The following is a 24,719-nucleotide window of genomic DNA, read 5'->3' as shown; positions in this document are numbered from 1 at the left end:
TGTTTTATAACTTTGGTCCTTGTAGATTAAAGACACACAAGAGATTGCCAAGCAATTGATCATTTAATAGCATCCTTGACTTTGATTCTCCATATCATATGATCAGAGCCTGCTCCCCAATAATCTTTTAATAAATAATCAGGAGTTCCAAATTTCTTTTTCCATATTTTCTGCGCAATACGATATCCACTATCTGTAGTCAGGGTGAACAAGTACAGTTCCTACCTCGCACAAATTTTTAAATGTAGCATTGGTAGATTTACTTATTAGTTCACTTACTGGTCCATATTCAATAGAACCTATTATATGATTCCCATCTACAGCGATTAAGAAGTATCGTTGTTCACCGTGACTCTCAAAGTCACGTTCCAAATATACCCTCTTAGTCTCAATTTCCTCATCTATGTCTTCCAGCATATGACCAATGCCTTCTTTAGCAAACGTGTCTATAATCACAATTCTAAACAATTCATTTATCTTTTCGATGTCCTTAATTTCTGGCCTTCTGATTTCGACATTATTCATCTAATTTCAGCCGATGTACGATTCAGTACGAGACGCTTTGAAAGCACACGATTCGATAACTCCATCAGGCTTTTTATTTCATAAGTGGGTTGAATGCCAGACACGTTTGTTTTCCCAGCAGGGTTGAACCAGCAGGTATCGATTCCGTATTGGTTCCCTCCTTGAATATCCGAGGTCAAAGAATCACCGACCATGAGAACCTTACTTTTATCTGAAATGGCTAGCTTAGTAAATGCATAATCGAAAATACCAGCTTGTGGCTTTTGGCAACCCACTTCCTCTGAAATAATTACCTGCTCAAATACATCACGCAGCGGTGAAAGCTGAATTCTGGAGGTTTGCACCTCTTTGATTCCATTCGTAATGATCGCCAAACGACAATCAGACAGCATATCACATAATTCAACCGCTCCGTGCATCAAAAAAGCACCTTCACCCAAATAACGTAAATATGCTGCACTAAAGGCGTCTGGATTGAAATCTAGATCATGAATAGTAAATAATCGCTTAAACCGTTCCACACGCAGTTGCGCTGAGGTAATGTGTCCTTCCTCTGCTTCTCGCCACAACGCACTGTTGATTTCATCATAACTAGCTTTATACTCAGTGGCCCCTAGTGGCAATCCAAATTGGGTAAACGTATTATGTAGCGCATGACTCTCTGCCTTTTTAAAATCAAACAGCGTATCATCGACATCAAATAAAATAATTTCGTATTTCATAACGACCTCCATATCATTGCTTTACTAAATTGTTCAGTTCTATGAGTCTTAGAATTGTTTTCTGATAGGGCATAAAAAACGGGAATTAAACTATCAATGTAACATGATCTCCCGGTTATTATACAGATCCTAGTTAAGCCGTCAAGTCACGACAACCAGGATGAAGTAATATTACCCAACAGTTTATTTACTTTGTTTGTTTTATCAGATAAATCGAGATCGTATCTTTCTTCTAATATTTTGTCAATCTTGTTTATTGTTTATCATCTTCTATATGTTTTTGATTTTCTGGCTGTCCTAATTGAAATTAAAAGATTACCGTTGGAACCTATGATAACAATATTTCGCTAAAGTTGGATATTGGTGACGAACATGAACTGATTGACGATTTGAGCTAGTGAGAAGCGCATGCGTTTTGCCAAGCCGCTGACATATCGATTTATAAAAAGAGGAGAATGCTTCCTCAAGCTGCCCCTGATGAGACAAGCCTATAGGTAACCATTCTCCTTTTAAAAATTTAGTCTAATTGTTCTCCATTCGTAGCAATAACATTTTTATACCAATAAAATGATTTTTTCTTTATGCGACGTTTTGTACCTCTGCCCATATCGTCCTGATCTACATAAATATATCCATAGCGTTTTGACATTTGATTAGTTCCGGCGCTAATCATATCGATACAGCCCCAGCTCGTGTAGCCAAATACATCTACACCATCTGCAATTGCTTCTTTTACTTGTTTAATATGTTCTTTTAAATAAGAAATACGATAATCATCCTCAATTTTATCGCCCTCCTCTAATACATCTAAAGCGCCATATCCATTTTCAGCAACAAATAATGGTTTTTGATAAAGATCATACAATTGGTTTAAAGCAGTTCGTAGACCTTTAGGGTCAACCTGCCATCCCCAATCACTTGTTGGCAAATAAGGATTTTTAACTCCTCCTGTAAGTAGATTTCCTACCGCTCCTTCGATTCTTTCTGGATGTGCACTGACTGCGCTAGACATATAGTAGCTAAAGGACACGTAATCAACCGGATAATCTCTCATAATTTGTTCATCTTCGGGTTCTGTTTCCAGTACTACATTCTTTTCTGCAAGCATTTTAGCTGTGTAAGCAGGATAATAGCCTCTTGCCTGAACATCTGTAAAGAACAATGAGGTACGCTGTTTATCTACTGTAGCTTGAACATCATCTGGATCACAGCTATAAGGAACAAGTAACTGATAACTAACCATGCATCCTACCATTGCTTTAGGATTACTCTCTTTGCATGCTTTGGTTGCAAGAGCACTTGCTACAAATTGATGATGAGCGCCTTGAAATTTTGCTTGTTCAATATTAGGGTGATTTTCCTCAATAACCCCTAGACTTACATATGGGTGATGGGTCACACAGTTAATTTCATTAAAAGTCATCCAATATTTCACTTTGTTTTTATATCTGTCAAATACAGTTGAAGCAAAACGAACAAAGAAATCTATTAGTTTACGATTCACCCAGCCACCATACTTTGTTGAAAGATGTAGTGGCATTTCATAATGAGATAAGGAAACAACAGGCTCTATTCCATACTTATTCAGTTCATCAAAAACACGATCATAAAACGACAATCCTTCCTCATTGGGTACTAACTCATCACCATTCGGAAAAATACGAGTCCAAGCAATTGACATGCGATAAGCTTTAAAGCCCATTTCTGCAAATAATGCGATATCTTCTTTATAATGATGATAAAAGTCTATCCCATGTCTTTTGGGATAATATTTTTTACTTGCAGGATCTTGAGCTTCTTCTATTTGCTTATGAGTCATTAAATGCCACTGATCTGACCATTGCTCTTTCGGCATCTTTTCATCAAACGTATATACATCAGCCAGAGAAAGTCCCTTGCCGCCAACATCACTTGCTCCTTCTAGTTGATTTGCAGCCGTTGCTCCACCCCACAAAAAATCTTCTGGAAATTTTGTTTTCATTTGAAACATGATAACCCTCCTATTAGTACATAGATCCTATGTCAACAAACTATTATTTTTATGAACAGAAATGCATTAAGAAACTCTAACAGGCTTTAATTGATGATCTCATCTTAGCTTGCAAGCGCCTTCTGTTCTTCTTTATATTTCTGATTGTCCATGATCTTAAAGAACGGGAAGTAAATAACAAAGGATACAGCAAACAAAATAAGCTGTAAGACGATCCCCGAGACACTACCAGTCATCAGATATCCGCCTATAAGTATTGGCATTGTCCCAGGAGGCAACACACCAATGGGGCTCGCTACCCATCCATAATACATAGATAGATAGGTTATCAACACGCTAATAACTGGTGTTATAAGAAACGGAATCAAAATGATTGGGTTTAATACGATTGGCATACCGAAGATTAACGGTTCATTGATATTAAATAGTCCGGGTCCAATGGCTAGTCGTCCCATTTGCTTCAATTGTTTACTCTTAGAAAAGAAAAACATTGCGAGCACAAGACCAAGTGTTGCACCGGATCCACCGATAAAGATAAGATATCTAAATTCTGCCGTAACAATATTATCGACGGGTAATCCTGCTGCGTAGGCAGCTGCGTTCTCTGATGTCAACTGTAACCAGATAGGTAACATGACAGAACCTACAATTGTAGAACCATGTAACCCAATCGCCCATAACAAATTGATTAATAAGAATACAAAGATTGTACCAACTAGGCTTGTACCAACATTGGTTAAAGGTTGTTGTAGAAGTTTTGCGACGATAGTGTGAACGTTTTCAAAATGAGTAAAGTTTTCAACAAGTAAACGTATAACCCATACACTCACGATGACAATAAAACCTGGAATAATTGCTGTAAAGGATTTTGCAACAGTGGGCGGAACTCCATCTGGCATTTTGATAACAATATTCTTTTGAACGATCCTACGGTAAATTTCTGTCGAGAATATTGCAATAAGCAATCCTACGAATAAGCCTTGACTCGAAAAGTAATTAACATTCATTGCTGTTGTGACCACTTTATCTACCGTAAAAGTTGTATTAGGCGTGACAACAAAATACGAACATAATGCTACAGCCCCTGAAGCAAGTGGGTCCACTTTATAACTCTCAGCTAGCCTATATCCGACAGCAAAGGTAGCAATTAATGCGACCAGATTAAATGTACCATTGTAAGGATAAAGTAAGGTTGCTTTGATATCTGGATGAGCTTTTAAGAAGTTTATATAAGCTGGAATTGGCAGATTTGCTAAGATTAGAAACACGGAACCGATAATAATAAATGGGATTGTTAGAACCATTGCATCGCGAAGTACTTGTAAATGCCGTTGACCAGCAATTTTGCCTGCAATTGGCATTACCTTTTCTTCTAAAAACTCAGTTATTTTACCCATAACATCGTGTCCTCTCCCGAAGATGTAATTTCTTGTAGCGATGCCACTTCTATTTGGCTTGAACAATCTCTATTTTGAACGCTTATATAGCTCGATCATTTCTGTAACAAGCAGTGAAATGGTTTCTACACTCATGAGTTGGTCTTCTGCATGCATTAATATCAGTGAGAAATCAAGTTGCTCTCCATTTGCTTCTCTTTTTACTAATGAAGAATGCGCTCTATGTCCTTCTCTAAAAAATTGCTTTGACTCTTCTAACTTTCCTTCTGCTAATTGAAATTCTCCTTCTTTTGCCGCATAAAGTGCCTCAATTACTAAGCTTTTAGCTGTACCTACGTTACTAATAATGTTAAACGCCACCGTATAGTATTCTTCTTTTACCATAACTTCTCCCCTCTTATCTTTTATTGTTTAGTAACAAATTCTTAATTCAAATCCTTTGTTATTTGCTTTTTATTAACTGTAATGCATCTTCTAACACTTTTTCACCGTTCATCATACCGTAATGTTGCATATTAATAGCTTCAATAAAAATATTTTTATCTGCCAATTTAGTTTCTAATTGCTTTTTCAAATATTTCACCTGAGGCCCTAATAATATGACGTCTACATTTCTCTCTTTCAAAGTAAATTCAATTTCAGAAGCCGATTTGGCAAAAATATCTACTTTTATGCCTTTTTCCTCAGCTGTTTTTTGCATTTTCGTTACTAATAAACTTGTACTCATTCCTGCTGCACATACTAACATAATTGTATTCATAATCTTTTCCCCCTTAAATTCCTTCATTTACTGAACAACTTAAGTTTACAATTAAATCGCTTTCTTTTTAACCGAACCTTTTTCCAAAAACAATAGGAAACGTTTGTGGTGTAAAAAACGGCTCCTTGTTGTTTCAGTTTAGTAACTGCATGATTTCTTCCACGGAGTCTTTGGCAAGAATTCGTTGGACGATCTCCTTATTTTCTATAAGCGAACCGAGTTTCTTATACATGTTTTCTAAATCGACATTGTTTCCTTCTTTAATGTTTAACAAACAAATCAACTGTACCATTTGCTTATCGTTCCATCGAATTGGGCGTTTTAACGTACATATGGTCCAGAAAGTTTCTGTCGTAACGGGAAGAGTCGGATGTGGAATGGCTACTAGATTACCAAAACTTGTTGGAGCCAATGCCTCCCTTTCTAATACTAAAGATACATAATCATCAGGTACAAGACCTTGTTTAACCAACTTACTACTTAAAAAATGAATAACGCTTTCCTTTGTTGTTAATTCTTTTTTCACAAACACCCGGGATGGATCAAGATAAGTATGAGCTTCTCTTTGCTGTTCTGAAGAGGATAAGAGGTTCCTGATTCGATTTAGATCCTTATCATCTAAAAAGGTATTTACTACATAGACGGGTATCCCTATATCCTCTTTGATCGGAACTGTACTGATTATAAAATCTATAGAGGATAAATCGGCTTCTGCTAATTTATAATAACTGATTGTATTTACAATTTGTAACTTATTTTCAAATGAATTAATTAATCGATAATACAGTAATTTTGCGCTTCCGACACCTGAAGCACATACAATAATCACTTTTTTTATCTTGTTGTTTTTATTTTTCATTCTTTCTAAAGCAACTCCAATGTGTAAAGCTATAAAAGCTACCTCATGTTCTCCAACTTCTAAATTCAAAAAATTATTAATACACTTACTGGCTATAAGAGCTCCTTCAAATGCCGCTGGATAATTTACTTTAATTTCATTTAATAAGGGGTTTCTAATATTCATTTTGTACCTAAGTCTGTTCATTGCAGGCCTAATGTGAAGTGTGAGTGCTTGAATGAATTCAACGTCATGATTGAAATCCCAATTTAATTCTTTCTGTAATTTATTCAGAATACAACTCACAATGGATCCGACTTCATCCAACTTACTGTACTCTGACAAACTTTCTTTTGGAAGCAATTTAGTACCTACCAAATGGGTAATAACATAATTGATCTCCGAATCAGGAAATAGCAATCCTGTAATGTCTTCTATTTCTTTGACAATTTCATGGGCCACTATTTCTTCGAAAGGGTAGTCTTTTTGTAAATATACCGACGGATTATCAATTAAAAATCCCTCTTCGATTCTCTTACAAGCAATAATTAAATGAATAGCAAGGTTTTCTAAAGAAATATCTGATATTTCAATTTTGTATTTGTTTACTTTTTCGATTATTACTTCTTTAATTTTCTTGTATTCCTTTTTATCAAATAAAGGAAAGTCCTCATGAGATTGATCGAAGTTTTCTTCTCTTTTGTATAAATAATTTGATAAACATGTTCGTTTCATAAATTCATCACCCTCTATATACAAGCCGTAGTGGGGGCGATTTACTAAATTCAGGTTGTACTTTTCCAGTATTTTTCGCACTTCTTTTAAATCGTTTTGTATTGTAGATTTAGATACAAACATTTCTTCTTCAATAGTCACTAATTTTATATAGCTATTTTCTAACAAGAAACGGCTCAACAAATAAATAACTCGGTTATCTTGTTCAGAAAAGTCAATTGTAGAATGACTGAGTTTATCATTAGTTAAGTCATTGAAATTTTGATTAAACAAATCTTTATCGGTAATTTTTATGTCGTATCCTTTTCCCCTAATCAATTCTAAATTTAGACCCATTGGAGCAGACTTAATTTGTATATACTTCAAATCATTACGTATGGTTCGATCACTAACATTTAATTCTTTAGAAATCCATGCAGCAGTAACAGGATGATTTGAACTAATTAAGTATAAGAGTATTTCTTTTTGCCGTTTTGAAAACAATCTTATCCCTCTTTCTTTAAACTTACTTATTTAAAGGTTATGCCATCAAAACGATGGACGCAGCTGTGTCAAATTTACAGTATCATAATTTTGTTTTCTGTCAAACAACGTATCAAACTCAGCATACAGTCGATCAAATCTCGCTGATCCATGCTACTGCGCTCCAAGCTTAGTATAATAAACAAAATCGTGATTATTCATTCCGTCAACTGTATGTTAGATGTCTTCCCTAAGCTCAGGCATGATCTTGATTTGTTAACATCAAAAAAGTCGACTCCTTATTAAATAGGAATCGACCGTTTAAAATCTTAGTGATCATCATTAATCCATTTTGCTAATGTTTGATCAAAACAATGAGGTTCTTCAAACATCGGGTTATGCCCACTATATTCAAAAATCACTTTTTTCACGTTCTCGTAGGTGTCATCGACCCTATCCCATAATGAAACAGGTGCAACCAAATAATCATACCTTCCCAAACCAATAAATACGGGTTTATGGATATCCGCCAGGGATTGTATCAAATTCATGTTACCGAAAGCTTCTCCCCATAAATAATCAATGATAGGCATGTTCGTGTACACATCATTCCACGTGTAAGCCGCATCATAGGCATAATCATAAAAGCTTTGGGCTCCCATTCGTATACACATGTGAATAAATCTTCCATCAGGGTCTCTTTTGATATCTTCCTCTAATAAAACAATGTCCTTTTCAAAACGTTCCTTTCTTTCTGGACTGGCCGTTTCATAAAAGAATGAAGCGCTTTGCCGCTGTCTTTCCTGGCTGTTCGTAGGTGCTGAATTTAAAAGCACCACTTTTTGAACATAGTCCGGGTATTGTTTAGCATATTCCAAAGCCATAAAGGCATGCCCGGAATGTCCTAATATGATAAATTCGTTTAGATGAAGGCATTGTCTTGCTGTTTCTATATCATTAATAACTTTATCCAAAGTATAGTCTTCTGGTTTTAAAGCTCGAGTCGGTTTTGCAAACCCTCTATGATCCAGAAAAATAAACTGAAACTTTTTATATAAATGGTCTGAAAATAAGCGAGGATAATATACACTACTGCCGATCACCAATATCGGCCTTCCGTTACCTGTTATAGCATATTTCAGCTCAAATCCATCACTAATAACTGTTTGATAAGTGCTCATTTATAATCTCCTTTTCTTTTTTAAATCACTCCCTTTCCTTTGTGTAATTCCCTTGTATTCTCCATAGAACGTTCCAACACTTCAACTCACCTCAGAAAGTACATTTATTTTTATGAGAAAAGTTTAACATGTTTTTTTCAAAAACAAAACTGGTTTACTCTTGTCTTACTTGTCTTTACTTATGGGATTCATACTTCATTTTTGACAAGCACATCTTTTTGGAAACAAAAAAACCGCGATAATCGCGGTTTTTTATGTAGAGGTCATACTTTTATTTGCTTGGCGACGTCCTACTCTCCCAGGACCCTGCGGTCCAAGTACCATCGGCGCTGGAGGGCTTAACGGTCGTGTTCGGGATGGGTACGTGTGGAACCCCTCCGCTATCGCCACCAAACATGAATTTACATCGTAAATTCTTTAACAGGAATCAGCATCGCCAAATGCTGTGTGTTCGCTTGTTTCATATAAGCTACTTGAGCTTATACAATACAAAACTTACACCCTGAAAACTGGATCCGAAACTCATTGCGTTTTATTCTTAGGATAAGCCCTCGACCGATTAGTATTGGTCAGCTCCATGCATTACTGCACTTCCACCCCCAACCTATCTACCTCGTCGTCTTCAAGGGGTCTTACTAATTGGGAAATCTCATCTTGAGGGGGGCTTCACGCTTAGATGCTTTCAGCGCTTATCCCTTCCGTACATAGCTACCCAGCGGTGCTCCTGGCGGAACAACTGGTACACCAGCGGTACGTCCATCCCGGTCCTCTCGTACTAAGGACAGCTCCTCTCAAATTTCCTACGCCCACGACAGATAGGGACCGAACTGTCTCACGACGTTCTGAACCCAGCTCGCGTACCGCTTTAATGGGCGAACAGCCCAACCCTTGGGACCTACTTCAGCCCCAGGATGCGATGAGCCGACATCGAGGTGCCAAACCTCCCCGTCGATGTGGACTCTTGGGGGAGATAAGCCTGTTATCCCCAGGGTAGCTTTTATCCGTTGAGCGATGGCCCTTCCATGCGGTACCACCGGATCACTAAGCCCGACTTTCGTCCCTGCTCGACTTGTAGGTCTCGCAGTCAAGCTCCCTTCTGCCTTTGCACTCTTCGAATGATTTCCAACCATTCTGAGGGAACCTTGGGGCGCCTCCGTTACTCTTTAGGAGGCGACCGCCCCAGTCAAACTGCCCACCTGACACTGTCCTCGCACCGGATTACGGTACCAAGTTAGAACCTAGATACGATCAGGGTGGTATCCCAAGGATGCCTCCCTTCAAGCTGGCGCTCAAAGTTCTACGGCTCCCACCTATCCTGTACAGATCGTACCCAAATTCAATATCAAGCTGCAGTAAAGCTCCATGGGGTCTTTCCGTCTTGTCGCGGGTAACCTGCATCTTCACAGGTATTAAAATTTCACCGGATCTCTCGTTGAGACAGCGCCCAAGTCGTTACGCCATTCGTGCGGGTCAGAATTTACCTGACAAGGAATTTCGCTACCTTAGGACCGTTATAGTTACGGCCGCCGTTTACTGGGGCTTCGGTTCATAGCTTCGCCCGAAGGCTTACCACTCCCCTTAACCTTCCAGCACCGGGCAGGCGTCAGCCCGTATACTTCGCCTTGCGGCTTCGCACAGACCTGTGTTTTTGCTAAACAGTCGCTTGGGCCTTTTCACTGCGGCCCCCTCGGGCTATTCACCCTACCGAGGCACCCCTTCTCCCGAAGTTACGGGGTCATTTTGCCGAGTTCCTTAACGAGAGTTCTTCCGCGCGCCTTAGAATTCTCTTCTCGCCTACCTGTGTCGGTTTGCGGTACGGGCACCTTCTCCTGGCTAGAGGCTTTTCTTGGCAGTCTGAGATCATGACCTTCGCTACTATAATTTTCGCTCCCCATCACAGCCCAGCCTTACGATGTGCGGATTTGCCTACACACCAGCCTCACTGCTTAGACGGACATCCATCAGTCCGCGTCACTACCCTACTGCGTCACCCCATCGCTCATAACGGATTACGGTGGTACAGGAATTTCGACCTGTTGTCCTTCGACTACGCCTATCGGCCTCGCCTTAGGTCCCGACTTACCCTGAGCGGACGAACCTTCCTCAGGAACCCTTAGGCTTTCGGCGGATCTGATTCTCACAGATCTTTTCGTTACTCATACCGGCATTCTCACTTGAATGCAGTCCAGCGCTCCTTACGGTACACCTTCAACCCGCATTCAACGCTCCCCTACCCCTGATGCATTGCATCAAGCCATAGCTTCGGTGGTGTGTTTAGCCCCGTTACATTTTCGGCGCAGAGTCACTCGACCAGTGAGCTATTACGCACTCTTTCAATGGTGGCTGCTTCTAAGCCAACATCCTGGTTGTCTGTGCAACTCCACATCCTTTCCCACTTAACACACACTTGGGGACCTTAGCTGATGGTCTGGGCTGTTTCCCTTTCGACAATGGATCTTAGCACTCACTGTCTGACTCCCGGAACTAAATCTATGGCATTCGGAGTTTGACTGAGCTTGGTAACCCTTGCGGGCCCCGCACCCAATCAGTGCTCTACCTCCACGATTCTATTTCCGAGGCTAGCCCTAAAGCTATTTCGGGGAGAACCAGCTATCTCCGGGTTCGATTGGAATTTCTCCGCTACCCCCACCTCATCCCCGCATTTTTCAACATGCGTGGGTTCGGGCCTCCAGTGCGTGTTACCGCACCTTCACCCTGGACAGGGGTAGATCACCCGGTTTCGGGTCTACGTCCACGTACTAAAGATCGCCCTATTCAGACTCGCTTTCGCTGCGGCTTCAGCTCTTCACCTTAACCTTGCACGGGAACGTAACTCGCCGGTTCATTCTACAAAAGGCACGCCATCACCCATAGATCGGGCTCTGACTTCTTGTAAGCACACGGTTTCAGGATCTATTTCACTCCCCTTCCGGGGTGCTTTTCACCTTTCCCTCACGGTACTGCTTCACTATCGGTCGCCAGGGAGTATTTAGCCTTGGCAGATGGTCCTGCCGGATTCATACGGGGTTTCACGTGCCCCGCACTACTCGGGATCCGTCTCGGAGAGAACAAGTTTTGAACTACAGGGCTTTTACCTTCTCTGGCGGGCCTTTCCAGACCTCTTCATCTAACCGGTTCCTTTGTAACTCCATGTGAGACGTCCCACAACCCCAAGGAGCAAGCTCCTTGGTTTGGGCTAATCCGCGTTCGCTCGCCGCTACTGACGGAATCACTATTGTTTTCTCTTCCTCAGGGTACTTAGATGTTTCAGTTCCCCTGGTCTGCCTCTATTCTGCCTATGTATTCAGCAGAAAGTGACTGTCGATGAAGACAGCCGGGTTTCCCCATTCGGACATCCCCGGATCAAAGCTTGCTTACAGCTCCCCGAGGCTTTATCGTTGTTCGCCACGTCCTTCGTCGGCTCCTGGCGCCTAGGCATCCTCCGTGTGCTCTTTGTAGCTTAACCTAGTATTTACATGGTAAATACGATTCGCTTTGAATTTCGGTTCAACACTTACGTGTGAATGAAATTCAAGGCAGCTACCTTTATTTCACTTGTTTACACAAGATCAGCTTAAAGGAATATTCTAAAACGCAATTTCGTTTCGGTATCCAGTTTTCAAGGTGCAATACAGTTTCATCGAAACTGTAGCCTGTGTGAATATCGGTCTAACTCAAACGAGTAGATGATATTCATGCAGTATGTTGAGAGTTTGAACTCTCAAAACTGAGCAACGAGTGAGTAAGTTAAGGATATTCATTTCATTCACACGAACGTGATGAACCAAATTGAATACCCGGTCGCAGGTACATTGTACCTGCTGATTTGAATGTTTCCATTGCAGGAAACGATTCTCCATAGAAAGGAGGTGATCCAGCCGCACCTTCCGATACGGCTACCTTGTTACGACTTCACCCCAATCATCTACCCCACCTTCGGCGGCTGGCTCCCTTGCGGGTTACCCCACCGACTTCGGGTGTTGTAAACTCTCGTGGTGTGACGGGCGGTGTGTACAAGACCCGGGAACGTATTCACCGCGGCATGCTGATCCGCGATTACTAGCAATTCCGACTTCATGTAGGCGAGTTGCAGCCTACAATCCGAACTGAGACCGGCTTTTCTAGGATTGGCTCCACCTCGCGATTTCGCTTCCCGTTGTACCGGCCATTGTAGTACGTGTGTAGCCCAGGTCATAAGGGGCATGATGATTTGACGTCATCCCCACCTTCCTCCGGTTTGTCACCGGCAGTCTGCTTAGAGTGCCCAGCTTGACCTGCTGGCAACTAAGCATAAGGGTTGCGCTCGTTGCGGGACTTAACCCAACATCTCACGACACGAGCTGACGACAACCATGCACCACCTGTCTCCTCTGTCCCGAAGGAAAGGTCTATCTCTAGACCGGTCAGAGGGATGTCAAGACCTGGTAAGGTTCTTCGCGTTGCTTCGAATTAAACCACATACTCCACTGCTTGTGCGGGTCCCCGTCAATTCCTTTGAGTTTCAGTCTTGCGACCGTACTCCCCAGGCGGAATGCTTAATGTGTTAACTTCGGCACCAAGGGTATCGAAACCCCTAACACCTAGCATTCATCGTTTACGGCGTGGACTACCAGGGTATCTAATCCTGTTTGCTCCCCACGCTTTCGCGCCTCAGCGTCAGTTACAGCCCAGAGAGTCGCCTTCGCCACTGGTGTTCCTCCACATATCTACGCATTTCACCGCTACACGTGGAATTCCACTCTCCTCTTCTGCACTCAAGCTCCCCAGTTTCCAGTGCGACCCGAAGTTGAGCCTCGGGATTAAACACCAGACTTAAAGAGCCGCCTGCGCGCGCTTTACGCCCAATAATTCCGGACAACGCTTGCCCCCTACGTATTACCGCGGCTGCTGGCACGTAGTTAGCCGGGGCTTTCTTCTCAGGTACCGTCACTCTTGTAGCAGTTACTCTACAAGACGTTCTTCCCTGGCAACAGAGCTTTACGATCCGAAAACCTTCATCACTCACGCGGCGTTGCTCCGTCAGGCTTTCGCCCATTGCGGAAGATTCCCTACTGCTGCCTCCCGTAGGAGTCTGGGCCGTGTCTCAGTCCCAGTGTGGCCGATCACCCTCTCAGGTCGGCTACGCATCGTCGCCTTGGTAGGCCTTTACCCCACCAACTAGCTAATGCGCCGCAGGCCCATCCACAAGTGACAGATTGCTCCGTCTTTCCTCCTTCTCCCATGCAGGAAAAGGATGTATCGGGTATTAGCTACCGTTTCCGGTAGTTATCCCTGTCTTGTGGGCAGGTTGCCTACGTGTTACTCACCCGTCCGCCGCTAGGTTGTTTAGAAGCAAGCTTCTAAACAACCCCGCTCGACTTGCATGTATTAGGCACGCCGCCAGCGTTCGTCCTGAGCCAGGATCAAACTCTCCATTAAAGACCAACCGAAGCTGGTTTATAGAAAAGAGCGATAAGCTCATTTTGAAACTGACGAGATAAAAATATCTCTTGTTTGCTTCCATTTTATACAGCCCGATGGCATGTACCAAAATTTCAGCGTTGGATTTTGTAAACAAAATCCGTACTCACTCGTTGTTCAGTTTTCAAAGATCAAATCAACAGCCGTTTAACTGGCTGGATATATAATTTATCACGTGTATACCTATCAGGCAAGTTGTAATATTTCCCAGTTTGCTAATTTGTATTTCTACACGTTGTAGTTTTTATTAAAACACTCCAACACACGGTAATTTACCTGGAGCAACCAATGCTCTCTTATCTCCTACTTAAACTGCAAAGTTGATCAGGTATAAACGTCATAAATCAGAAAAGCAGGTGCTCTTTATGTATTGGAGGAGCCGCTGCTTTCGCTTTTTTAGATAAAATACTGAAATGTTCGCTTAGCTTAAAGCTGTAGCCAAATCCTGTATCAAAAGTTCAGCAGGCTCATGCCCTACAGCCAGGCGGATAAGCGATTCAGGCATGTGTTGTTTTTTTAGACTCTGCTTATTGAAGCCGTAGTTTGGTGAGATCACCTGGCTCTCCATAGACCCCCAAGATACACCGATCCGGATCAGTCGCAGTTTATTGATCACTCTACATATATCCTCATAAGTCGAATCCTTTAGTTCAAAACTGAATAATCCAGCATACCCTTTGAGCTGTCTACATGCCAGCTTATGTTGTGGATGAGAAGGAAGTCCGGGATGATTCACTTTGGAAATGGACGGATGATCTGATAGAAAACGAGCAACCAACAGAGCATTCCTTTGATGGGCTTCCATACGGAGCGGAAGTGTTCTTAGACCCCGAATGAGTAGCCAGGCTTCAAAAGGAGCTAACGAGCCGCCAATCAACTCATACTCTTCAGCATACATACGGTTTATTATCTCTTTAGAAGCGATCACTGCCCCTGCAATTAAATCATTATGACCACCCAAGTACTTGGATGCGGAGTGAACAACGATATCTACGCCCCATTCCAATGGTTTTTGGAAAAGGGGTGTAGCCCATGAATTATCTATGATTGTACGTATACCCTTTGCTTTGGAAAGCCAAGTTACCTCCTGAATATTTACCATATCGAATGTGAATGAGGTAGGAGACTCCATAAGAATAGCACGGGTCTGCGATTTGATGGCATCAGCAACTGCTTCCGTAGAAGTCGAATGTACGATTGTATAGTCTATATGGAACCTCTTTAAATATTGGGCTAGGCTGACGGAGGTTTCATATATGTGTCCGACCAGAATCAGATGGTCCCCTGCGGATAAGCTACACATTAGAGAGGCACTGATAGCAGCCATTCCGGAAGCAAAGCACTTGCAATCCGCCCCACCTTCCAGCGCAGCAATCATTTGCTCTGCAATCTGAACGGTAGGATTGGTTCCCCTCGAATAGACATAATGCTCCTTTTCATTATTAGCCGCTTCAGCATAATCTTCGTAAGTATCAAAGAAAAATGGAGCAGTCTCATAAATAGGAGGAGCAGCAGCCTTAGCAAAATACCCTAGTTCGTCCTCAAATCGGAGACAGATAAGCTGATCATCCGAGAAACTCAAACCTGATCACCACTTTCTAAAAAATTTCAAACCTATAAGAGGTAGTCTCCTCAATCCGGGACTCAAATATTCTATACGTCAAACTCTTCTAGACCCTATGCTGGTTGATTTGCGAAATTCGGATAATTATGAGGCTTCCAAATGTCTTTCACTAAATATCCAATTCATAAAAATAGCGTATATTTTTGGGGTGCAGGGCAAAGATATGCTTTATCAATAAAGAGGGGGTTCACTTGTGTTGACACGTTGGATTAGAAATGTTCTGAAACCTGGAAAAAGGTACACACAGGATATCGAAAAATCTAAACAGCAGGCCTCTTCAGAACCCATAAATCCATCATTAGCATATACTCTATCAATACTAAAATTAAAACTCGGACAAAGCTCTGATTTTATCATTCGTGATTTTTCCGAAAGTCCTGTCCATGCTGGACATCTCGCCGTTTGTTATATCGAGGGGCTGATTGACCAAAACTTGCTTTCCGATTTAATGGAGGGCTTAATTACAGAGCCGGTCTTCGCAGCTTCTTTTAAGCTTGAAGAAAATACCGCAGTTTCGCTAATAAAGAGAACAATCCCGTCAGGAAATATTCAAATGATACACTCGCAAAATGAAATTTATCAATCCATCCTCTCCGGTAATGCTGTCATTGCTATCGATGGAAGTACATATGCCCTGACAGTTTCCATCGCCGGCGGAGTAAGACGAGCTATTCAGGAACCCAGTACTCAAACCGTAGTTCGGGGTCCTAAAGAAGGATTTACGGAGGATGTCTCAACCAACATCACACTGATTAGAAGAAAATTGCGGACACCTGACCTTAAGTTTGAAAGTCATATTATTGGGCGATATACACAAACTAAAGTTATATTAGCTTACATTGAAGGTGTCGCTAATCCAGAAGTCGTGCATGAAATTACTAAACGGCTTCAATCCATTGATACAGACAGTATACTTGAAAGTGGCTACATAGAAGAATTCATACAGGATGAACCACTTAGTCTCTTTCCCACCATGCTGAACTCAGAGCGTCCGGATACAGTCGCAGGAAGCCTTTTAGACGGACAAGTAGCTGTTCTGATTGATGGGACGCCATTTGCTCTGATTGCACCTGTAACCTTCTTTAATTTCTTTCAGACGGCTGAAGACTACTACCAGAGATATGACATTTCATCTTTTTTAAGGGCTCTTCGTGTGGTATCTTTTTTAATCACTTTGTTGCTCCCTTCTCTATTTATAGCCCTGACGACTTTTCAACAGGAAATGATCCCTACCACGCTGTTAATTACACTGATGGCTCAACGGGAAGGAACTCCTTTTCCCGCATTATTGGAAGCATTAATGATGGAATTGATGTTTGAAGTAATTCGTGAAGCCGGTGTGCGAATGCCTAGGGTCATCGGGCCAGCCGTTTCCATCGTAGGAGCTCTAGTTATCGGGCAGGCAGCGGTGCAAGCCGGACTGGTCTCAGGTGCAATGGTAATCGTTGTTGCCTTCACAGCTATATCGAACTTTGTGATCCCATATGTCACCTTGGCTTCAGCAGTCCGATTGTTGCGGTTTGCTCTTATGCTAATAGCGGGGGCTCTGGGCTTATTCGGTATTCTGATAGCGCTTATCCCCCTTTTAGTTCATCTTGTATCACTCAAATCATTTGGAGTTGATTATTTTATGCCCTACAGCCCCTCCTTTAAGTCCAATATGAAGGATCTTGTCATTAGAGTACCGTGGTGGGCTATGAAAACAAGACCAAATGGAAAATCAGCTTCCAACAAAACCAGACAGGCAACTCACCAATACCCTGCCATTTCAGATGAAATTAGAAATGATGACAAGTCTGATACCGAAAAATAGGAGAGATCAATGGTGAGCCAATTTAGAGTTAGTTACGTTCTGTGTATTGCAGGATTATTACTTACAGGGTGCGTGGATCGAACAGAATTGAATGAATTAGGCATCACAACAGCAACTGGAATTGATGGACATCAAGGCGACTGGATCAATACTTATCAAATCATCATTCCATCAGCTATGACGACTGGCTCAGGTGGTTCTTCCACGGGGGCATCGCAAAGCGCTGTACATACTTTTTCTACACATGGAAAAACACTAAGAGAGACCGTTACGAAGAGTAGTCTGGAATACCCACGTAAATTGTATTTTGCTCAAAATAATGTAATCGTTATTGGAAAAAAAGCAGCAGAACAAGGCATTGAAGAAATTATTGATATTTACCTCCGTAACCTTGATTCACGGGAAACTGTAAAAGTATTTATTGCCAACGGAGAGGCTCGTGATTATTTAAAAAAGCTTGTACCACCAGAGAAAATTCCCGGTCAAGCTTTAGAAAATATTATAGAAAAAAACAGAAGATATGGATCGATTTATCCATCCGTATCTATGTATGAATTTATTTCGAAAATTAGCTCCGATAGTGGTGCAGCCGGAGTTCCAGAAATATCTCTTGAGGGCTCCGAGCCGGAGAAACTAGATTCTGTTGATGTGTTCAAAGAAACATCCGCTAAAAGTAAACTTAAGTTGTCGGGCCTAAGCATTTTCCGGAAAGACAAGAGAGTCGGACACCTAAATGAAAAGGAAAGTATAGGGGTTTCATGGTTAAACAACCAGATTAAAAACACCACTATAAACTATGTGGATGGGAATGCTACGGCTGCTTTCCTCATCCGGAAGGCCAAGGTTAAGATTACGCCAATAAAGAACTTAAATCATTTTTACCTAAACGTTGACGTTAAAACTACCGGAGATCTTTTGTCAGCCTCTTCGCAAAGAGAAATGAAAAATATGCAAAGTATAGACCAATTGCAGAAGCAAGCAGCAGAAATTATCGAGTTGCAAATCCGGGAAGGCTGGAAAGCCTTACAGCAAAATAATATCGACCTTATTGGTATTGGGAATAAAATTCATCAGAAGAACCCAAAAGACTGGAAAAAAATAAAGGAAACGTGGCCTAAGGAGTTAGCAAACATGGATATAAAAATAAATGTAAAAATGAAACTTGCACGTCCAGGATTATTTGGAGAGTCTTTTAACGAGCTATTGAAATGAATGGAATAAACAGGCAGAGGTGAATTGAAGCAATGCGTCAAAATTCAATCCGAGTATCAGAGCTGATCATTTGTATGTCTTTGTTTGAAGTTGGAAGTACAACTTTGTTTTTAATGGGAGCTGAAGCAAAGCAAGATGCTTGGTTAGTCATGTTGATAGGCGCCTTAGCAGGACTACTTCTGTTAATGCTCCATCTTGCTATCCATCATCAAGACCCTGAATTAGATTTGTTCATGTTGTTTCGCCGTTACATAGGAAAATATGTGGGTACAACGATTAACCTGCTTTTTGTGATGTACTTCACATATGAAGCTTCTCGGAGCTTACGCGATTTAGGCGAGGTGACAGTCCTGGCTTTGCTACGCCAAACCCCCTTGTGGCTCATCATGTTGATCACAATCATGGTTGTATCCAATACGATTCGTTACGGATACAAAGTATTGTTCCTATTTTCCTTATTCCTTTTCCCTTTTTTTGTACTTGGATATACTATAATTACTATACTAATTCCGGCAACCGGTCTCTTTCACTTTGAAAATTCTCTTCCGATTCTAGAGGAAGGATGGAAACCCATTTTTAAAGCCGCTATTCCTGAGCTTATCTCCTTTCCATTCGGACAGATTGTATTATTTCTTGTATTTTATCCGCTTGTACATAAAGACCGGAATCTCACAAAAACTGTGATCTTTGCCTATAGTATTACCGCCCTTTCTCTGATATTTATCAATCAATTGAATATTTTTGTTCTCGGACCTAAGATCGCCGTAGATAGTACACTTCCTCTGTTGGAAGCCGTTCAGTTGATTGAATTGGCGGATGTGTTCGAACGAATGGATGCCCTTTTCACCTTGCTTCTTTTTCTTGGATTGATCATCAAAATGTCCTTATTTTTTAATGGCGCCGTGATAGGACTTGAAAAAATAACTGGAGTCGGATTTAAAAAGTGGATTTTCCCCCTTGCAGCACTTATTTATGGGCTTTCTTCTTTGTCCCCTAACTTTACTCATCACATGGTAATCGGTCGAAAAATTGTAATTAATACTTGGTTCCCTATTTTTCAGATTGTACTCCCTTTGTTTCTGTTTACAGTTATTATTATTAAAAGAAGAAAAAAGACAAATAAACAGTCCTCTTCATGAGAAGATGGTAGTTCAATACCCCAAAGTTCTGCCTCTATCTCAGTAGCTACACCATACACGGTAAGAAGCGCAGAACTGTAGTAGCCTATCATTCAAATTTTATGATGCTTTTTCTCTTTCATCGGCACGATGTGAAGTGTTCCATCCTCGCTAAACTCTGCGTAGGCGATTTCGTCGATACTATCATATCCCTGCTCGCGCACCTTTACTTTAATCTCTTCAATATCGATTGACTTCCCACGCATAGATTCGTTCAGGAGCTTTCCTTTATCAATGACTGTAACAGAAAAAAGGTCAGGCTGTGCATCTATTCCCATATCCTGAGCGGCGGGTGGCTCGTATTCGGGTTTGCGCATGACTGACAATGAACCATTCGTTTCTAACGTGGCGTACCAGACCTCACGAAGAGAAAAAATATTTTGCTGGCGTAGCATGGAGAGCAGCTGGGTAAATTCTATATCATATTTTTCAAGCATCTCTTGATTGACCTGGCCCTTATCCACGAGTAGCACTGTTCGACCTTCTGCCATATATCCAAATTTCACAAAACGGGTCGTCGCCTTTTCAAAAAAGTAGGCCAGCGCGCACCATAGTGCCAAAGCAAATAAAAGCTGCCCAATGGTCACCTTATCGTCATATAACGTATTTCCCACAATTTCGCTTAACACCAATGATGTTAGGAAATCAAGTGGTGTTAACTGACTGAGTGTTTTTCGACCTGTAATAAAAGTAATGATCCACAAGCCAAAAAAGCTGATGATCAATTTGACACCAATCGTAACAAATACCTCCATAAATAGGCCTCCCGGAAGAAGTTGTTTTCCTTATGTGTTATTTACACCTGTCTACCTCAGCATAAACAGAGGGTTATTCCTAAAATGTCCGATTAAAAAAGCCCGCTACCAACTAGAGGCAGCGAACTTTAATTATGGCTAGTATATAATCTTAATCTTTCAGATGTTTATCAAAAAACTTCTTAACAACGTCCAATATATGTGGCTGGGTAAAGGCAATATGCCAGCCCCCATAATTTTGTACATAGTAACATCATTGCCCGCTAGCATGGACTCTGGAGACATGATTATCTACTTTTCACAAGAAGCTGAATCGCTTCTTTAACCAGCTTATCCGTGTCTCCTCCTGCCTCTTGCTCTTCCAATATACATCGTTGCAGATTCTCTGCTACAATTTGGGCAATCGCTTTATCTGATGCGTTACGTACGGCAGATAACTGGCTAACGACGTCTTTGCACGATTTACCTTCATCCATTAAACGAAGTACCCCACGTACCTGTCCCTCAATCCTCCTCAGGCGCGTTTTCAGTTCATCACTGTAATTGTAATCCATAAGTAATGCACTCCTTTTTTGACTTACCATATACACGTATAGGTATATTATAAACCAAAAAAATAAATAGGATACCCTAAATAAATAGATTCACCTTCCCCTGCGAAGCATCCCCCAAGTAGGCGGCTACTCCAGCATATTCCAAACCGTCGATTAGCTCTTCTTGCTGCAGTCCTAACAAATCCATGGTCATGGTACAGGCGACGAGCTTGATCCCCTGCTCTCGTGCCAACTCTATAAGCTGCGGCAAGGAAAGCGCATTGTGCTTTTTCATGACATGCTTGATCATCTGTGGACCGAGTCCGGCAAAATTCATTTTGGATAGTGCAAGCTTTTTGGGTCCACGAGGCATGATCCAGCCAAAGGCTTTTTCGAGCATTCCCTTATTGGTGCTCACGATTTCATCCTTGCGCAGCGTATTTAGCCCCCAAAAAGTAAAGAAAATAGTTACTTCATGATCATATGCTGCCGCTCCATTCGCAATAATGAATGCAGCAATCGCCTTATCCAGCTCCCCGCTGAATAATACAATCGTTGTTTTGGACTGAGCATGTTCTTGATTATTTGTATAAATTCCTGCTGTTGTACTCATATGGATTCGCTTCCCTTAGTTTCTCCAGCCCATTCGGATATGCCTGAAAGCACAGATTTGACTTTTTTAGCGCCTTTGGAAACTAAGAACTGACAAGCCATTTCACTGCGTGCTCCAGCTCGGCAAATCACTGCGATCTCTTCTTCCAAGTTCAGCTCAGAAAGTCTGTTCTCCAGTTCGCCAAGAGGGATGTGCTTAGATCCAGGGATATGTTTAAGCGCAAATTCAGCGGGTTCACGAACATCAAGCAAAATGAAGTTCTCTTTTCCAGAACATTTTGCTTGTAGCTCTTCATGGCTTATCGTAGAAGAAAATATTTGCTCCTTCTTCACTTCAGCCGGATTTGCTTTTCGTAAATAATGTCGCATTACATCTCCTTCTTGGAGGGTGCCCAAATATTGATGTCCGGTGTTTTTAGCCCAGCTCTGAAAATCGGCTAATGAACCTTTGTCAGTCGCCTGAACCTCTATAATCTTTCCGGGAACGAGCTCATTCATAGCCTTTTTTGTTTTTACAATAGGCATAGGACAAGCTAGCCCTTTGCAATCAAGAATATGATCTGCTTGGATATTGTTAGTTGATGACATTCTATAACCTCCGCCTGTTTTTTGAGGGGACTTAGTTTAGTTAAATTTCTTTATACATATACCCCTATGGGTATTAGAATAACGAGACTCGCTTCTCTTGTCAACTTATTTGGCCGTTTTTTCTCAGAAGCAAATGAAATCATGTCTTGAACAAAATAAAATTAAAAGCAAAAAAAGCCGCGCAAAAACGCGACTCTAATACATAAACCAAAATTAATCGTCTTTTTTCATCAGTTCTGGTAGATCCAGCGACATCGAAATATTACACAGCATACCTCTGGCGAGAAAAAGCATCGTTCTTTCCATTGCTTGTTCAATACCTGCCCGTCGGAAAGCATCATAAACCGTCGTATGAATTTCACGGAATCCTTGCTGCATCACGCTTACAATCTCATCCTCGCGGATCGTCTGCGCCTGCATTTGCAAAAGTGTTTCATTGCGGTATTCCATCATAATTTGCGAATAGGCTGCAATTAGCTCTTGCTCGAGCTGTTCAGATGAGGCCGAATGAATGACTCTGTGAAAAGAGTCTATGATACGTGCAAATGAAACCTTCAGGGCTTCAACAAGCAACGCTTCCTTGGTAGCGAAAAAACGAAAGACATAAGGCTGAGAAATATTGGCCCGTTCCGCAACTTTGGCTGTTGTAGCTCGGTAGTAGCCCATCTCTGCAAACACTTCAATGGCAGCAGATATGATTTCCTTTTGGCGATTTATAGATGTTGACGTAGCTTTAGCCATGTTTTTTTCATCCTTTTATTTAGCACAGTTTTCTGATTAGTGATTAATCAATTACAAATCAGTATAAACGACATAACCTAAAAATGCAATGAGTTTGAACAAAGTCGCTTCCGCAATTCTGACGGAAACGACTCTGTTATATACATCCAATTATGGCGTCTTAGAGTTAAAATATAATCGGATATAATTGACCTTTTGCGTTTTGGTTTGATAGGAAAATACTAAATAATAACTAAGTCCTGATGTGTTATTGATCGTATAATTAGCTTCTGCTGTGTCAGGTATGTCTCTAGAGGTGTCAACGGTTTCCGTAGGTTGGCCCAATTCGTCAACAACTTGTTTGATAAGCAACTTCTTATAGTCTGGATCGGAAGATGTGATTTCTGTAACTTTATCGCTTCCATCCAGCACGATGTCTGTATGATCCTTAGCGTAGCTTCTCATAGGACCTGTAGAACCTGACTCGGATTTCCCCCACAGCTCAAATAACAGATCGCTGCTAGTTCCCAAGCCAAGACCTTTAGGCAAATTCGGTAAGGTCCCCTGCTTGGCTGCGCTGAATATAGCGGCTGCGGAGCTGTGTTTACTGTGAGATGAAGCTGTACTACTGGCAGGTTCTTGATGGGTAGAGGTTGAGCCTTGCCCATTAGTATTGGGATCCGTGTTTTGATCTGTAGAACTAGCAGGTGGTGTGACTGTTTCTGCTTTAGTAGGAGCAGTTGATTTTGCTTCCCCGCTATTGCTGCATCCTGTCATCACAGCAAAACCTATAGCCAAGAAAGCACTAGTGGTGATTAGCTTGCAAGCCAACTTTTTACGATCATGAGATTGATGTGTATGCTTCATTATAAGATCACTCTTTCCTTGTTCATGGGTACAAAGCAAGTGTAACCGAACCTCGTTTCCAGAATACCTCTACTTGTATCCAACTTGTAAACAAGGACATTGATGATTTTCTAACATACCCTATTTACGACCGTAAGCTCCCAGCTGTTGTTTAGAAAAGGAGTAAGGAGAGTCACTCTTCTTCAACCATATATTCCCTTTAATGATGAAGATGTATACAGCAAAAACAAAGTAGATCGTACCCGCAATCCAGTCTATTGCCGTTGGGATGTCTCGCTGTACTATTTCATGAATATACCAGATTCCGACTGGAACATGCAGGAGAAGTGCCGTAAACAAGCCAGGATTATATAAGGTTTTTGCTTTAATATTGACAACGATACCGTGCCAAACGACCTGAAAGAATCCCATAAAAATTGGTGCGAGTCCAAGCCAGACTACTTGCGGGAACCATACGGGGAGCAGATAAAACACGTAGGCAATTGCCACATTGATAATCATCGCTGATTGAGTGTTTAAGGGGTAATGATCCGGTGTATCACTTTTAAACATAACATTGTTAAATAAACCAGCAAAATATCCAGGCCAGCGGTACTCCTCAAATTGATGAAATAATATAGCTACAAAACTCAACCATAACATGCCTGTTATATCCGAAAGGATAGCTGGATTCATAAGTAAAACAATACATACAACCACACCGATTATAGCCCCTGCATCTTGCCAATATTTTCTTAAAAAATTCAT

18 protein-coding genes, 3 rRNA genes and 1 pseudogene are annotated in these 24,719 nt (G+C 41.4%); 3 read left to right on the top strand and 19 right to left on the bottom strand.

Annotation, left to right across the window (positions count from 1 at the left end; translation table 11 throughout):
- Positions 1 to 59: 59 nt before the first annotated feature.
- The 12 genes and pseudogenes from MKY24_RS12370 to MKY24_RS12315 form a co-directional block, all read right to left on the bottom strand.
- Positions 60 to 525: pseudogene (locus MKY24_RS12370) on the bottom strand (GNAT family N-acetyltransferase).
- The gene (locus MKY24_RS12365) at positions 522 to 1,247 is read right to left on the bottom strand and encodes a YjjG family noncanonical pyrimidine nucleotidase (protein ID WP_053325417.1); all 726 of its coding nucleotides are present in this window, start codon (positions 1,245 to 1,247) and stop codon (positions 522 to 524) included. The pseudogene MKY24_RS12370 and the gene MKY24_RS12365 overlap by 4 nt, the downstream one beginning before the upstream one ends.
- 517 nt (positions 1,248 to 1,764) lie before the next feature.
- Complete coding sequence (ascB, locus tag MKY24_RS12360; protein ID WP_197032078.1) at positions 1,765 to 3,237, bottom strand: 6-phospho-beta-glucosidase; 1,473 nt, start codon at positions 3,235 to 3,237, stop codon at positions 1,765 to 1,767.
- A 104-nt stretch (positions 3,238 to 3,341) separates the two neighbouring features.
- Positions 3,342 to 4,634 (bottom strand): PTS cellobiose transporter subunit IIC, encoded by a 1,293-nt coding sequence (gene celB / locus MKY24_RS12355; protein ID WP_339202117.1) that lies wholly within the window; start codon positions 4,632 to 4,634, stop codon positions 3,342 to 3,344.
- A gap of 69 nt (positions 4,635 to 4,703) precedes the next feature.
- Positions 4,704 to 5,018: a PTS lactose/cellobiose transporter subunit IIA gene (locus MKY24_RS12350; RefSeq protein ID WP_023988561.1), complete on the bottom strand. Its 315-nt coding sequence runs from the start codon at positions 5,016 to 5,018 to the stop codon at positions 4,704 to 4,706.
- Between the two features lie 58 nt (positions 5,019 to 5,076).
- Positions 5,077 to 5,394 (bottom strand): PTS sugar transporter subunit IIB, encoded by a 318-nt coding sequence (locus MKY24_RS12345; RefSeq protein WP_023988560.1) that lies wholly within the window; start codon positions 5,392 to 5,394, stop codon positions 5,077 to 5,079.
- A gap of 133 nt (positions 5,395 to 5,527) precedes the next feature.
- Complete coding sequence (locus MKY24_RS12340) at positions 5,528 to 7,450, bottom strand: BglG family transcription antiterminator (protein ID WP_339202114.1); 1,923 nt, start codon at positions 7,448 to 7,450, stop codon at positions 5,528 to 5,530.
- 308 nt (positions 7,451 to 7,758) lie between these two features.
- Positions 7,759 to 8,610: an alpha/beta hydrolase gene (locus MKY24_RS12335; RefSeq protein ID WP_339202111.1), complete on the bottom strand. Its 852-nt coding sequence runs from the start codon at positions 8,608 to 8,610 to the stop codon at positions 7,759 to 7,761.
- Between the two features lie 277 nt (positions 8,611 to 8,887).
- Positions 8,888 to 9,004 (bottom strand): 5S ribosomal RNA (gene rrf, locus MKY24_RS12330).
- Between the two features lie 145 nt (positions 9,005 to 9,149).
- Positions 9,150 to 12,076 (bottom strand): 23S ribosomal RNA (locus tag MKY24_RS12325).
- Between the two features lie 396 nt (positions 12,077 to 12,472).
- A 16S ribosomal RNA gene (locus tag MKY24_RS12320) occupies positions 12,473 to 14,028 on the bottom strand.
- The 16S, 23S and 5S rRNA genes sit together here, the layout of an rRNA operon.
- 463 nt (positions 14,029 to 14,491) lie before the next feature.
- Positions 14,492 to 15,652, bottom strand: coding sequence for an aminotransferase class I/II-fold pyridoxal phosphate-dependent enzyme (locus tag MKY24_RS12315; RefSeq protein ID WP_023988557.1), 1,161 nt, complete (start codon positions 15,650 to 15,652; stop codon positions 14,492 to 14,494).
- 235 nt (positions 15,653 to 15,887) lie between these two features.
- On the opposite strand from MKY24_RS12315, the gene MKY24_RS12310 reads away from it, so the two are divergent.
- The 3 genes from MKY24_RS12310 to MKY24_RS12300 are packed head-to-tail and all read left to right on the top strand — an operon-like array spanning position 15,888 to position 19,858.
- Positions 15,888 to 17,507, top strand: a complete 1,620-nt coding sequence (locus MKY24_RS12310; RefSeq protein WP_053325414.1) for a spore germination protein — start codon at positions 15,888 to 15,890, stop codon at positions 17,505 to 17,507.
- Between the two features lie 9 nt (positions 17,508 to 17,516).
- A complete protein-coding gene (locus MKY24_RS12305; RefSeq protein ID WP_023988555.1) occupies positions 17,517 to 18,719 on the top strand; it encodes a Ger(x)C family spore germination protein in 1,203 nt (400 codons plus the stop codon).
- A gap of 32 nt (positions 18,720 to 18,751) precedes the next feature.
- Positions 18,752 to 19,858 (top strand): endospore germination permease, encoded by a 1,107-nt coding sequence (locus MKY24_RS12300; RefSeq protein ID WP_053325413.1) that lies wholly within the window; start codon positions 18,752 to 18,754, stop codon positions 19,856 to 19,858.
- Between the two features lie 92 nt (positions 19,859 to 19,950).
- On the opposite strand, the gene MKY24_RS12295 is transcribed toward MKY24_RS12300, so the two are convergent.
- From MKY24_RS12295 to MKY24_RS12265, 7 genes are all read right to left on the bottom strand, one after another.
- Positions 19,951 to 20,652, bottom strand: coding sequence for a DUF421 domain-containing protein (locus MKY24_RS12295; protein WP_023988553.1), 702 nt, complete (start codon positions 20,650 to 20,652; stop codon positions 19,951 to 19,953).
- A 287-nt stretch (positions 20,653 to 20,939) separates the two neighbouring features.
- The gene (locus MKY24_RS12290; RefSeq protein ID WP_013310304.1) at positions 20,940 to 21,206 is read right to left on the bottom strand and encodes a metal-sensitive transcriptional regulator; all 267 of its coding nucleotides are present in this window, start codon (positions 21,204 to 21,206) and stop codon (positions 20,940 to 20,942) included.
- Between the two features lie 76 nt (positions 21,207 to 21,282).
- On the bottom strand, positions 21,283 to 21,798 hold the full coding sequence (locus MKY24_RS12285) for a DsrE/DsrF/DrsH-like family protein (protein ID WP_023988552.1): 516 nt from the start codon (positions 21,796 to 21,798) through the stop codon (positions 21,283 to 21,285).
- Positions 21,795 to 22,385 (bottom strand): sulfurtransferase TusA family protein, encoded by a 591-nt coding sequence (locus MKY24_RS12280; protein WP_339202106.1) that lies wholly within the window; start codon positions 22,383 to 22,385, stop codon positions 21,795 to 21,797. The genes MKY24_RS12285 and MKY24_RS12280 overlap by 4 nt, the downstream gene beginning before the upstream one ends.
- A 213-nt stretch (positions 22,386 to 22,598) precedes the next feature.
- Positions 22,599 to 23,126: a TetR/AcrR family transcriptional regulator gene (locus tag MKY24_RS12275; RefSeq protein ID WP_023988550.1), complete on the bottom strand. Its 528-nt coding sequence runs from the start codon at positions 23,124 to 23,126 to the stop codon at positions 22,599 to 22,601.
- Positions 23,127 to 23,276: 150 nt separating this feature from the next.
- Positions 23,277 to 23,972, bottom strand: coding sequence for a DUF4309 domain-containing protein (locus tag MKY24_RS12270; protein WP_053325412.1), 696 nt, complete (start codon positions 23,970 to 23,972; stop codon positions 23,277 to 23,279).
- Between the two features lie 120 nt (positions 23,973 to 24,092).
- Complete coding sequence (locus MKY24_RS12265; RefSeq protein ID WP_023988548.1) at positions 24,093 to 24,719, bottom strand: HXXEE domain-containing protein; 627 nt, start codon at positions 24,717 to 24,719, stop codon at positions 24,093 to 24,095.

The sequence above is a fragment of the Paenibacillus sp. FSL P2-0322 genome, assembly GCF_037975315.1.
GTDB lineage: Bacteria > Bacillota > Bacilli > Paenibacillales > Paenibacillaceae > Paenibacillus > Paenibacillus polymyxa_B.
This window is presented reverse-complemented; position numbering and strand designations above follow the sequence as displayed.

What these genes read in the sequence shown, in the direction of transcription:
- MKY24_RS12275 (WP_023988550.1), bottom strand. Translation starts at nt 23,126, where the DNA reads ATGGCTAAAGCTACGTCAACATCTATAAATCGCCAAAAGGAAATCATA.
- ascB (WP_197032078.1), bottom strand. Translation starts at nt 3,237, where the DNA reads ATGTTTCAAATGAAAACAAAATTTCCAGAAGATTTTTTGTGGGGTGGA.
- MKY24_RS12295 (WP_023988553.1), bottom strand. Translation starts at nt 20,652, where the DNA reads ATGGAGGTATTTGTTACGATTGGTGTCAAATTGATCATCAGCTTTTTT.
- MKY24_RS12350 (WP_023988561.1), bottom strand. Translation starts at nt 5,018, where the DNA reads ATGGTAAAAGAAGAATACTATACGGTGGCGTTTAACATTATTAGTAAC.
- MKY24_RS12345 (WP_023988560.1), bottom strand. Translation starts at nt 5,394, where the DNA reads ATGAATACAATTATGTTAGTATGTGCAGCAGGAATGAGTACAAGTTTA.
- MKY24_RS12265 (WP_023988548.1), bottom strand. Translation starts at nt 24,719, where the DNA reads ATGAATTTTTTAAGAAAATATTGGCAAGATGCAGGGGCTATAATCGGT.
- MKY24_RS12285 (WP_023988552.1), bottom strand. Translation starts at nt 21,798, where the DNA reads ATGAGTACAACAGCAGGAATTTATACAAATAATCAAGAACATGCTCAG.
- MKY24_RS12300 (WP_053325413.1), top strand. Translation starts at nt 18,752, where the DNA reads ATGCGTCAAAATTCAATCCGAGTATCAGAGCTGATCATTTGTATGTCT.
- MKY24_RS12335 (WP_339202111.1), bottom strand. Translation starts at nt 8,610, where the DNA reads ATGAGCACTTATCAAACAGTTATTAGTGATGGATTTGAGCTGAAATAT.
- celB (WP_339202117.1), bottom strand. Translation starts at nt 4,634, where the DNA reads ATGGGTAAAATAACTGAGTTTTTAGAAGAAAAGGTAATGCCAATTGCA.
- MKY24_RS12365 (WP_053325417.1), bottom strand. Translation starts at nt 1,247, where the DNA reads ATGAAATACGAAATTATTTTATTTGATGTCGATGATACGCTGTTTGAT.
- MKY24_RS12290 (WP_013310304.1), bottom strand. Translation starts at nt 21,206, where the DNA reads ATGGATTACAATTACAGTGATGAACTGAAAACGCGCCTGAGGAGGATT.
- MKY24_RS12280 (WP_339202106.1), bottom strand. Translation starts at nt 22,385, where the DNA reads ATGTCATCAACTAACAATATCCAAGCAGATCATATTCTTGATTGCAAA.
- MKY24_RS12305 (WP_023988555.1), top strand. Translation starts at nt 17,517, where the DNA reads ATGGTGAGCCAATTTAGAGTTAGTTACGTTCTGTGTATTGCAGGATTA.
- MKY24_RS12270 (WP_053325412.1), bottom strand. Translation starts at nt 23,972, where the DNA reads ATGAAGCATACACATCAATCTCATGATCGTAAAAAGTTGGCTTGCAAG.